The 6,995-nt window shown below is 68.1% G+C and carries 6 protein-coding genes; all 6 read left to right on the plus strand.

Annotated elements, in window-relative coordinates; genetic code table 11:
• The first annotated feature begins 31 nt into the window (after positions 1-31).
• The 6 genes from ABZ725_RS15180 to ABZ725_RS15205 all read left to right on the plus strand — a co-directional run bounded on the left by ABZ725_RS15180 (position 32) and on the right by ABZ725_RS15205 (position 6,958).
• The gene (locus tag ABZ725_RS15180; RefSeq protein WP_358803137.1) at positions 32-883 is read left to right on the plus strand and encodes a 3-hydroxyacyl-CoA dehydrogenase NAD-binding domain-containing protein; all 852 of its coding nucleotides are present in this window, start codon (positions 32-34) and stop codon (positions 881-883) included.
• Positions 884-913: 30 nt separating this feature from the next.
• Entirely contained in the window at positions 914-1,162 is a 249-nt protein-coding gene (locus ABZ725_RS15185) for an acyl carrier protein (protein WP_351912862.1), read from the plus strand.
• A gap of 83 nt (positions 1,163-1,245) precedes the next feature.
• Entirely contained in the window at positions 1,246-3,162 is a 1,917-nt protein-coding gene (locus tag ABZ725_RS15190) for a CocE/NonD family hydrolase (protein WP_358803138.1), read from the plus strand.
• The gene (locus ABZ725_RS15195) at positions 3,159-4,412 is read left to right on the plus strand and encodes a hypothetical protein (protein ID WP_358803139.1); all 1,254 of its coding nucleotides are present in this window, start codon (positions 3,159-3,161) and stop codon (positions 4,410-4,412) included. Before ABZ725_RS15190 ends, ABZ725_RS15195 begins: the two co-directional genes overlap by 4 nt.
• 467 nt (positions 4,413-4,879) lie before the next feature.
• Complete coding sequence (locus ABZ725_RS15200; protein ID WP_358803140.1) at positions 4,880-5,440, plus strand: hypothetical protein; 561 nt, start codon at positions 4,880-4,882, stop codon at positions 5,438-5,440.
• A gap of 360 nt (positions 5,441-5,800) precedes the next feature.
• Positions 5,801-6,958, plus strand: a complete 1,158-nt coding sequence (locus ABZ725_RS15205; protein ID WP_358803141.1) for an acyl-CoA dehydrogenase family protein — start codon at positions 5,801-5,803, stop codon at positions 6,956-6,958.
• Positions 6,959-6,995: the final 37 nt, after the last annotated feature.

A 6,995-nucleotide genomic window follows, 5' to 3' on the forward strand; every position in this document is an offset into this window, starting at 1 on the left:
CCCCCTACCAACCATCTGAGGCGATATCACCATGAACATCCGTACAGTGGGTGTGATCGGCGCGGGCACCATAGGCCGTGGCGTGGCACAGTCCCTGGCCCAGTCCGCGTTCGACGTGTTGCTGATCGACGTGTCCGAGGAGCAACTGGCCTCCGCCGAGGCACAGATCGAGAGCGACCTGCTGCTGCAGGGCATGTTCCGCACGGAGCGCCTGAAGGACGACCCGGCCACCATCCTCGGACGCATCACCACCGGCACCGACCTGTCGGCCCTGAGCGCCGCGGACTTCGTCGTGGAGAACGTCACCGAGAACTGGGACATCAAGCGTGACGTGTACGAGCAGATCGACAAGATCTGCCCTCCGGACGTGATCTTCGGCGTCAACACCTCCGCGGTGCCCATCACCCGCGTCGGCTCGGTCACCGCACGTCCCGAGCGCATTCTCGGGCTGCACTTCATGAACCCCGTCCCGCTGATGGACACGGTCGAGGTGGTCCAGGGCCACTTCACCTCGGAGTCGACCATGGACACCGCGCTGGGGCTCCTGCGCGACCTCGGCAAGGAGGGCATCGTCGTTCAGGACGCGCCGGGCTTCGTCACCAATCGCGTACTGATGCTGACGATCAACGAGGCGATCTTCTGTGTCCAGGACCAGGTCGCCACGGCCGATCAGGTCGACCGGATGTTCAAGGGGTGCTTCGGCCACAAGATGGGGCCGCTGGAGACCGGCGACCTCATCGGCCTGGACACGATCCTGAACTCCATCACCGTCATGTACGAGAGCTTCCGGGACAGCAAGTACCGCCCCGCGCCGCTGCTCCAGAAGATGGTCGACGCCGGACTGCTGGGCCGCAAGACCGGCCGCGGCTTCTACAGCTACTGAAAACCCCACCCCACACTGGAGGTAGTAACCATGCAGGACGACGTGCGCACCCGGGTCAGGGAGTTCCTCACGCCGCAGCTCAACGGCCGGGCCCTGGACGACAGCGACGACATCTTCGCGCTGGGATACGTCAACTCGCTCTTCGCCATGCAGCTGGCGCTCTTCGTGGAGCAGGAGTTCTCGATCAAGCTCACCCCGGACGACATGGAATTCGACAACTTCCGCACGGTGGACGGACTCGTCCGTCTCGTGACGTCGAAGACCGTGCCGGCGGCGTGACCCCGCGGACGCCCCGCGCGGCGATCGGGAACGGCCGCGCGGGGCGTCCGTCCAGTGACGGGCGTGACAGAAAGGCGTACGACATGACGACGCGGACCGAGGGCGCCGTGCCGGGCCCCGGCGCGGACGGCACGGCCGTCGTCCCTCTGCTGCTGCGGCTGCGGGCCTCGAACGTCCGGGTGTGGACGTCCGGCGGTCGGCTGCACCACGAGACGTCGTCCGGCGAACTCGACGAGGCGCTGCGTGTGCTGCTGGAGGAGCGGTCGGCGGACCTGGTGGCCTATCTCGAAGCCGTGGACGGCGTCGAGTCCTCCACCCACTACGTGACGATGCGCGACGGTGTCCGGATCGCCGTGGACGTGTTCCGTCCCAAGCGGGACGGCCGGCTGGTCGAGGAGCCGCTGCCGGCCCTCTGGTGCCACGACCGCTACCACCGCTCGGACCTGGTGGACGGGCTGACCTGGACCAAGCTCGACAGCCGCCCCTGGCTCCGGAAGATCCTCGACGACGGCTATGCGATCGCTGCCGCGGACGCCCGTGGAACGGGCGCCTCCAGCGGTGTGCGAGGCACGGAGTTCGGACCCGAGGAGACCCGGGACGCGTACGAGATCACGGAATGGCTCGCCGCGCAGGACTGGTGCGACGGAAACATCGGCATGTACGGGGAGTCCTATCTCGGCATCACCCAGTTCCTCGCCGCCGGCGCCGCCCCGCCCAGCCTGAGGGCGATCTTCCCGCAGGTGGCTCTCTTCGACCTCTACTCGTTCCTCCGTCCCGGGGGCGCGTTCCGGCACGACTTCATCCGGAACTGGGGGGCGATGGTGCGACGGCTGGACACGGAGACCGAGGCCGCGCCCGTGCGGGACGACCTCTCGTCGGCCGGCGCCGCGATCGAGGAGCACCGGGCCAACACCGATGTCTTCGCGAGGGCCGCCGGGCTGCCCTGCCGGGACAGCAGGGACGACGGCGACGACGGGCTGCCCTACGCGCAGCAGAGCCCCTCCAGCCGGGTCGGGGCGATCGCCGACGCGGGCGTGCCCGTCTACCAGCTCACCGGCTGGCACGACATGTGGGTGCGCGACGCGTTCCTGTGGCACGCCAACCTCACCGGACCGCGCAAGCTGCTCGTGGGCGACTGGTCACACAACGGCAGGGACGGCGCCGACCTGGCGGCCGAGCACCTGCGCTGGTTCGACCACTGGCTCAAGGGCGTCGACACCGGGGTCATGGACGAGCCCGCCATCCGCTACCACCGGCGCAACGCACCCCGTGGCCAGGAGTGGGGCACCACGCATCGATGGCCGCCCCCCGGGGTCCGTACGACGCGGATGTACTTCGGCGCGGGGCCGGCCGCGCCCGCGTACTCCGTCAACGACGGTTCCCTGGTGGCCGAGGCGCCCTCGCGGCTCGGCGGCATCGACGACTTCGTCGTCGACTTCACGGCCACCTCCGGTACGGCGACCCGCTGGACCGACGGCTACGGCGGACCGTTCGGCTACGGGCCGATGACCGGCAACGACCTGTCGGCCCTCACCTACACGACAGCCCCCTTGGAGCGGGAGCTGGAGGTGACCGGGCACCCGGTCGCCGAACTGTGGGTGACGTCGACGCACCCGGACGGCGACTTCTTCGTCTACCTGGAGGACGTCGACGGCCAAGGGGTCTCCCACTATGTGACCGAGGGCGTGATCCGCGCTTCCCATCGGGCGCTGGGCGCCGCTCCCTACGACAACCTCGCGCTGCCGTACCACCCGTGCTCGCAGCGGACCCGATCGCCGTTGCCCGAGGAGGCGGTGGCGCTGACCTTCGACCTGCATCCCATCAGCCATGTGTTCGCCCCGGGGCACCGGCTCCGGATCGCCGTCACCTGCTGCGACAGGGACAACGCCGAGACCTCGGTGCACTACCCGCCACCTGTCGTCCAGATCCACCGGAGAGGCGCGCAGGCCTCCTTCGTCGACCTCCCTGTTCTCCCAGCCGCCCAGGAGCAAGCGACATGACAGACACCACCCGACGGGACACCGCGACGACGGACGCCGGGACCGAGGAGTTCCGCACACATGTCGAGCTGCACACCCCGGTGGCCGGCGAACTCGCCTCCGAGATAGAGCGTCGTCTCCTCTTCGTGTCGTCGGAGATCACGGGATACGAACTGGACACGGCCGATGGCGAGGTGCGAGGGGTGATCCTGCGCACCGCCACCCCGCTCGGCGCGGACGAGCTCGCCGACAAGGTGAACCGGGTCGTCGACAGCGACGTCCGCCAGCAGCGCACGACGCGGGTCAAGTCGGTGTGGACGTCCCCGCACGAGCGCGTGGTCGAGGAGGGGACGTTCGAACTGCTCGCCCTGGCGGGCGCGGTGACCGAGGCGGGTGAAGGACAGGTCGCCGTCGGCGAACCCCTGCTCTCGCTGCTCGCGTACTTCGACCAGGCGGTGAAGCAGCTCCTGGGGCAGGACTTCGCCCCGCGGGAGTACCGCTACCCCACGCTGATCAGCACCGGCGCCCTCGCGACGGCCGGCTACTTCGCCTCGTTCCCCCAGCACCTGATGTTCGTGACCCGGCTGCACAACGACATCGACGTGTACCAGGGGTTCCAGAAGTCCTACGCCGAGACGGGGCTCGACTCCACCGTGCTCGCCGCCTGCCGCAACGTGGACTACTGCCTCCCGCCGACCATGTGCTACCACACGTTCCATCAGTATCGCGGCCGGACGCTGGACACGGACGGGGTGCACGTCGTCACGGCCAAGGGCAAGTCCTTCCGGTTCGAGGCGGCGTACGCCACGACGATGGAACGGCTCTGGGACTTCACCATCCGGGAGATCGTCTTCATGGGTTCGCGTGAGGACGTGCTGGCCTCGCGCGAGCTCTTCATGCGGAAGATCTTCGCCTTCATGGAGGAGCTCGGTCTGAGCGGCTTCTGCGAGGTGGGCAACGACCCGTTCTTCGGCGGCGGCGACACCTCCGCGCGGATCTGGTCGCAGCGGCTGCTGGAGCTCAAGTACGAACTCCGCCTCACCGTCGCGCCCGGACGGACCATTGCTGTGGGCTCCTTCAACTTCCACGACGACCTGTTCGGCCACAGCTTCGGCATCGACTACGGCACGGAGGGCGCCGTTCGCAGCGGGTGCGTGGGATTCGGGCTGGAGCGGCTCGTCTACGCCTTCCTGTGTCAGTACGGTCTCGATTCCGACGGCTGGCCCGCCGCCGTACGCGAGGGAGTCGGCGCCCTGGGCGGGGCGGCCTGACGCGGATATGCGTTGTATTCGGAGAAGGGTTTTTGAGCTGCACGAAAACTCTGGCGCTAATTTCGTTCATGCCTCCTTAAAAAACTTGCCGGTGTCCCGTCGGCTGACGTAGCGTGAATCGGGACAGGTCCTGAATTCTGTTCAACGGGGGAACGTGCGGACAATGTCGGCGTCGCACTGTTGCGCGCGCAGCAGTCGGTGCTCGAATTCCCCTCTCTCTATCGGGAGTCGATGTGTCCAACGGTGTACGACAAGATGAGCGATGTCCCAGTTGTGGGCATGATATGACCCGGATGCGACCGGCCGGGCTGCGCGTGTGCACAAGCTGTTTCGATGAATTCAAGCGGAATCTGACTTCTTTTCCGCGACTTTATCGCCAGTGCGAGGAAATGCTGACGGTGTCGCCCCAGAAGGGTGAGAAGGTATCCCGTCAGCTGGGTCGTGGTATTTCACTCAATTCCAGTGCCGTGGACGCCCGTGATGTACTCCGGGCGCGTCTGCTGGCCTGGTCCGATCTGGTCGCCGCGGAGCAGTCCTGCGCAGCCCCTGATCGGTCGGTCGACGCGATGGCGGCTTTTCTTCACCGCCATGCCCATTGGCTCTGTGCACATGCCGCGGCCGGTGACATCGTCGCTGAGATCGCCGAGACGACGGCCAAGGCGAAACGGGCCGCCTATCCCCACCGGACGCGTAAGTTCAGGGTCGGCGGGTGTGTCGAGCCGCAGTGCGACGGCTCCCTGGTCGCCGTGATCCAGCCCCATGAGCAGCTCCTGCCGAGCGAGGTGCGCTGCGACATCGACCCCGAGCACTCCTGGCCCGCACACCGCTGGCGTGAACTGGACCGACGAGTGGGCCGGCAGAACGCCACGGGCGGCGACCGGTGGCTCACCGTCGTGGAGGTCTCCAAGCTCTGGGGCCTGTCCACCAGCAACGTCTACCGGCTCGCGTCGGTCAACAGCTGGCGCCGGCGCGCGAACGGCCGCCGGGTCTACTACTACGAGGCCGATGTGCTCCAGTCGGTGGGATGACGCCGTGCGCCACGGTGACGCCTTGCCCGACGGTGACGCCGTGCCCAACGGGGGCCGTGTGCAGGCTGGTTGACCCTTGACTTCCGGTCTGGCGACTAAGAGTATGAAAACCAGACTGCACACGTGTATGTGCAGGTCGCCCCCCGAGCCGGCCTCCGAGCCCGGCGGGAGCGCGATCCCGGCGGCGACGCCGAATCCGGCGTGCGGCCCCACTCGGCATCGTTCCGGCGGCCGGCGACTCACCTCACTCTCTCTCACCCTCCCACGGGCGTCCTTGCGACCGATGACGCCCGGCTCGCGCGCGTTCACCGCGGCGCGGCAGCCAACTCCTCCGCTCGTGACACAAGGTGGTGCTTGTTTGTGATCGTCCAGTTGTCTCCGGAACAGCGGGCGGCCTGGAGCCAGTTCAAGGTGTTCGCCGAGAAGGAGATCCTTCCGCACGCCGCCGCGTTCGACGCCGACCAACGCATCTCCACGGACGTGGTCCGCGCGCTGGCCCAGGAAGGCTGCCTCGCGGCCACCGTGTCGGCGCACGGCGGTGGCGGCGGCATGGACTGGGTGACCTACGGACTGCTGAGCGAGGAACTCGGCCGCGCCTGCCAGAACATCCGCAACTTCGTCGCCGTCGAGGACATGGTGGCGCAGGCCGTCGACCGCTGGGGCACCGCCGAACAGCGAGACCGCTGGATCGGCCCCATCCGCCGTGGCGAGACGCTCGCGGCCTTCGCCCTCACCGAACCCGGCATCGGCTCCGACGCGGCCTCCATCGAGATGGAGGCCGAGCCGGTCGCCACCCCGGACGGCGACGACGGGTTCGTACTGCGGGGAAGCAAGAAGTGGATCAGCTTCGGGCAGATCGCCGACCTGTTCCTGGCCTTCGCCAAACTGGACGGCAAGCACACCGGATTCCTGGTCGAGCGGGACACCCCCGGCCTCACCGTCAACCCCCTCAACGGCCTGCTGGGACTACGGGGTTCCATGCTCGGCGAGCTCGTCTTCGACGACTGCCGCATCCCCGCCCGGGCACTCGTGGGCCGGCCGGGCATGGGTCTGACCTTCATCGCCTCCTCCTCCCTCGACCTGGGCCGCTACAGCACCGCGTGGGGATCGGTGGGACTGGCCCGGGCGTGCATGGAGGCCTCGGTCCGCCATGCCGACGCACGCCACCAGTACGGCAGCCCGATCAGCGATCACCAGCTGGTACGACGGATGCTCGCCGACATGGTCACCGACATCACCGCGGCCAGGTTGCTGTGCCACCAGGCCGGAGTGAGCAAGGACCAGGGCGAGGCGGACGCGGTCAACCTCACCCTCATGGCCAAGTACCGGGCCTCGCTGCTGGCCAACCAGGCGGCCGCCGACGCCGTGCAGATCCACGGAGCCCAGGGCATCGGCACGCCCGGCCAGGTGGAACGGCACTTCAGGGACGCGAAGGTCATGGAGATCATCGAGGGCACCACCCAGATCCAGCAGTCCATGCTCGGCCAGTACGCCAGGCAGGTCGTCGGCCGCGGCTGACCACCGACCGGAACGTCGTCCAGGCCGCAGATCCGGC

It is taken from the genome of Streptomyces sp. NPDC006872 (assembly GCF_040635845.1).
Lineage (GTDB): Bacteria > Actinomycetota > Actinomycetes > Streptomycetales > Streptomycetaceae > Streptomyces.

Excerpts from the sequence above, each read along its gene's own strand:
- ABZ725_RS15180 (WP_358803137.1), top strand. The coding sequence starts at position 32 with ATGAACATCCGTACAGTGGGTGTGATCGGCGCGGGCACCATAGGCCGT.
- ABZ725_RS15185 (WP_351912862.1), top strand. The coding sequence starts at position 914 with ATGCAGGACGACGTGCGCACCCGGGTCAGGGAGTTCCTCACGCCGCAG.
- ABZ725_RS15195 (WP_358803139.1), top strand. The coding sequence starts at position 3,159 with ATGACAGACACCACCCGACGGGACACCGCGACGACGGACGCCGGGACC.
- ABZ725_RS15190 (WP_358803138.1), top strand. The coding sequence starts at position 1,246 with ATGACGACGCGGACCGAGGGCGCCGTGCCGGGCCCCGGCGCGGACGGC.